We start from the raw sequence: 3,261 nt of genomic DNA, 5'->3' as shown, positions 1-3,261 counted from the left end.
CATATTTGCTGCACCCGGAAGTAACCGATGAACCCCCTGCCTATGGTAATCCTGAAAAAACTTGCACACTGCTGGACATACCTCAACATGCCAAAGAACTTGCAGAAATAATGCAGAACGATTATGTTTTTGCGGAAGAAGGCCTATTTGAGTTTTTATCTTTGCTTGGCATCGAAACCGATCTATTTTTTGAGGGAACACCTGAAGACGCTTTGGTAATAGTTTTCAATGCTCTTTTGGTCTGAAAAAAAGCCTTGCATTATTGTGCAGGGCTTTTTAGTAAACAAGAGGGAGCTTTTGTGATGTCGACTATTAACTGGGATTAGCTGGCCGGATGGGAGCCTAAAGACCGCCACGAATGGGGCCGGGACCACCACTTATACCTATGGCGCGGTGGGACGGCTGGAGCGGGTGGTTGATCCCAATAACAATGTGATCAGCTACAGTTATGACCGCTTTGGGATGTGTACTAAGGTGGCGGGGCCGGGCGGTGAACTGCGATATACCTACGACATCTTGGGGCGCATTGAAACCGTCACTGACCAGCAGGGCCAAGTGACGCGTTATCAGTATGATGAGCTGGGCCGTCAGAAGAAAGTTGCTTATGCTAATGGAACGGAGACGCTGTATACCTACGACGTATTGAGCCGGTTGACCAGTGTTGTTAATCGCCAGAGCGCGGCCGCGGGAGCGATCATTTCGAGCCATAAGTATACCCTGAACGCGGCCGGGCAGCGCATCAAGATCGAGGAACAGGGCAGTGTGGTCGAGTACGGCTATGACAACCTGAACCGGCTGACTTCGGAAAAGCGTGATGGGGTTGTAGAGCTGGATGACAGCTACACTTACGATCCGGTCGGGAACCGGCGGACCAAGGCCGCGCTGGGTGGGAATGCGTCCTACATCTATGATGCCAATGATCGGCTATTGAGCGACGGCAAGTATACCTATGGGTGGGATGCGGCTGGCAATCTGACCTCTAGGTCGGGACCGGAGGGGCAGACCACTTACCGGTATGATGCTGAGAATCGGTTGGTTGAGACGAGCGGGCCGGGCGGCGTGGTGCAGTACGCTTATGACGCGGAAGGCAATCGCATCAGCCGCACGACGGCGGCTGGCACGACCGTCTTTGTGGTTGATCCCAACATGCCTTACGCCCAGGTGCTGGAGGAACACGGACCGGCAGGGGCGAAACTTTACGCGTACGGCAACGACATGCTCAACATACAGGGGCCGGATGGTACCCACTGGTTCGATTATGACGGGCTCGGTTCCGTGCGGGCGCTCACGGATGCGAGCGGTACCTTGACAGACACATATATCTACGAGGCGTTCGGCTCGGTGGCGCACCGGACTGGCACTACCGCGAACGACTTCCGGTTTACCGGCGAGCAGTACGACGAAGCCCTGGAGATGTATTACCTGAGGGCGAGATATTATGAGCCGGGGACGGGGCGGTTTGGCCAACAGGATAGACGGTCCGGAAACCCAGCGAATCCAGTGACTTTTAATAAATACATCTATACAAACGCTAACCCCATTAATAATACGGATCCCAGCGGTTTATTTTCAATCCCAGAAATCACCACTTCTCTGGGAATACAGGGGTTTATTAGAAGCATTCCCGGATTGACAGCAAAAGCGCTTGGGGTCGGAGTAGTATCAGGGGTATTTTCTACGATTTATTCTATTATTACTGATATCGAGGCAAATCGCGATATAACAGCAAAAAGCGTGGCCAACGCGGCAATATCGGGTTTCTGTTTTGGATTTTTGTCAACCTTTTTTACGCAGTATCGATGGGCTAGAATAATAATTGGAACTGTCGTGTCTGGAGCAAGTCTAGTCGATTTTGTCAGCTCAATCAAGGCCGGATTGACTATCAGAGCCTCACTTGATTTATTAATCTTCATGTTTTCACTCAGATATCTGAGGGCTGACCTTCGTAGTCTGAGATACCAGCCTATAGATACCTCTAATTTCAAAGGAGGTACACCAACGAAAAATGGAGGGATACGTGAACGCATTCAGTTTTGGAAGGAATGGCAGACCAGATATCCTGAAACTTTAAGTGAAGCAAATAAAGCAATTATTAAGGGTGATCGCGCGCCCCGGATTGATGCCACATGGTGTAAGTACTTTCCGGATCAGGCTCCATACATGGGTGAGAAACTAATTCATCACCACATAAATTATGGCGCCAAGGCAATTCCGTTACCTGAACCGTTTCATAGATATCAACCTGGACGTGGCATATTGCACCCGTAAACGATATGAATTTGGACGGGAGAAATCATAGAAAAAGTAAAGGGGAATCAAAATGATAACAACTCTGGAGGAGTTGCAGCTACATACGGAAAGATGGGCAGTAGAAGCGCCGATAATAGCTAAATATATATTATTGGCTTCCCCAGGCTATTCCAAAGAACAATTAGCAAAATTAACAGAATCTTTGCCCGGAATATCCGAAAGCTACCTTGACTGCGTGGCAAAATTAAAACTCAAAAGTGTTATGCTAAATGGTTTTAGTCTGTGGCCAGAGTGGCTGGGCGAAAAGAGCGATATGCTAGACGAAATCATATATGCAAATACGTCATACAAAAATCCTTTACTCAAGCTATACCAATCAAAAAAACTGTATGAAGTTGCGTCGTATGAAGGAGATTCTATCTGCATAGCTTCGACAATCACGGACGAACCCGGATATGTTTATTGGCTAGATAGAAGTTCCGGGCCAGACATTGAAATCAATAGGATGTGTGATAGTTTCGAGAAGTTTTTATTGTGTGCAGGTAATTTGCAGGATGTAGCAACTAAACATCATGATGAAGACAATAAGGAAAGCGCCGTAAGAGAGTTCGTGGAGGCGCTTAAAGTGATGCAACTAGACGATGAAGAGACAAAATCGTGGGAAAGCATAGCAAAAATGTCACTATAGAAAGAAATTGCATTTTGACATGTTTACATACACTGTTATTAGCAGGAGTTTATTTGCACCATATCTGAGAATCCTTGAAATATAACCTTGGTACGCCGATCCCGTCGGATAGTATTGTTATACCTATTTCGGCCTGGCCCGATAGAGCACTATTGGTTTATCTTCAAACCGGATTGTGATGACCTAGTGTTGCCAAAACTTGCAGAATGGTACGCCTGGGTTAAGGAACGGGGGCAGGATCAGGCTATCAGCTACGTTAACGAAGGAAACGGGGTTATCAAAATCATCGCTCCAGCTAAGGTCCATGATCCGATTATGGCTCT

3 protein-coding genes are annotated in these 3,261 nt (G+C 47.6%); all 3 read left to right on the top strand.

The genetic code is table 11. The features are described 5' to 3' along the window. The coding region (locus B2633_RS06980) for a hypothetical protein (RefSeq protein ID WP_483169898.1) at positions 1-245 on the top strand (245 nt) is incomplete at its 5' end. A gap of 166 nt (positions 246-411) precedes the next feature. Next, the gene (locus tag B2633_RS06975; protein ID WP_483169897.1) at positions 412-2,268 is read left to right on the top strand and encodes an RHS repeat-associated core domain-containing protein; all 1,857 of its coding nucleotides are present in this window, start codon (positions 412-414) and stop codon (positions 2,266-2,268) included. 52 nt (positions 2,269-2,320) lie between these two features. Continuing rightward, the gene (locus tag B2633_RS06970; protein ID WP_483169896.1) at positions 2,321-2,938 is read left to right on the top strand and encodes a hypothetical protein; all 618 of its coding nucleotides are present in this window, start codon (positions 2,321-2,323) and stop codon (positions 2,936-2,938) included. The last annotated feature ends 323 nt before the right edge of the window (positions 2,939-3,261 follow it).

Origin of the sequence: Syntrophomonas sp. UBA1041 (assembly GCF_002316705.1) — a bacterium.
GTDB lineage: Bacteria > Bacillota > Syntrophomonadia > Syntrophomonadales > Syntrophomonadaceae > DTU019.
Note: the sequence above shows the minus strand (reverse complement) of the source record. Positions and strands in the feature narration are given on the sequence as shown.

Excerpts from the sequence above, each read along its gene's own strand:
- B2633_RS06970 (WP_483169896.1), top strand. The coding sequence starts at position 2,321 with ATGATAACAACTCTGGAGGAGTTGCAGCTACATACGGAAAGATGGGCA.